Source organism: Campylobacter sp. W0014 (assembly GCF_020135975.1).
Lineage (GTDB): Bacteria > Campylobacterota > Campylobacteria > Campylobacterales > Campylobacteraceae > Campylobacter_D.
Genome location: NZ_JACHTR010000085.1, coordinates 1 through 756 on the forward strand (window position 1 = coordinate 1; position 756 = coordinate 756).

Annotated in this window: 1 pseudogene; it reads right to left on the reverse strand. The window is 24.1% G+C overall.

Features of this window, described 5'->3' with window-relative positions:
• Positions 1–741, reverse strand: a pseudogene (locus tag H2277_RS09060) (hypothetical protein); the annotation flags it as partial.
• Between the last annotated feature and the right edge of the window lie 15 nt (positions 742–756).

The window sequence follows — 756 nt, forward strand, 5'->3', positions numbered from 1 at the left end:
TAAAAACACGAACTCATAATTATCTGGCAAAGGCAAATTCATTTCCCATGCAAGTTCAGCCGGTATAGTTTTATAATTTATTTTTTCTTTTTCATCATTAAGTTTTTTAGGATCAAGTAAAGATGGATAAGGATGGTTTTCTTTTTTGTATTTTTCATTAAAATCATTTGACAATAACCATTCTTCTATAAGGTTAAAATTCTTTATAACATAATCAAAATTATGAAAGATATTTTCTATAATAGGTTTATAATCTTTATGGGTTTTTAATAGCTTTTCTATTTGTAAAATTTTTTCCAAAAATAAAGATTTATTACTTAAAAGATCTTTAGGAATTTCTACATCATATATTTTAAATTGATCAAATGTTTTTTTAAATATTTGAAATTCTTTATTGGCTTTTTTTATATTTTTAGCCAATGTAAAAATACTTCCTTTATACCAAGTTTTAAAAGTTTTGATTAGAACTTCACCTAACATATAAGATAAATGAAATTGATATTTTAAAGCTTGTTTATAATCAGGACATTTTTCTAAGTTGGGATATTTTAAAGAAGGAAAGACTTTAACGGTTTCTTGATAGATTAATTTTTCTTTTTTATATTGTTTTATAATGCTATAAAGCTTTTTAAATAAGCTTAAATACCCCCCCCCATTTTTATTATATTCGATCATAGCTTGACCGAGTTTATAAGCTAAATGGTTTTTGATTCTTTCTATGGCTGATTTTGGGTTTTGCATGGTAAGGGTCCTTTA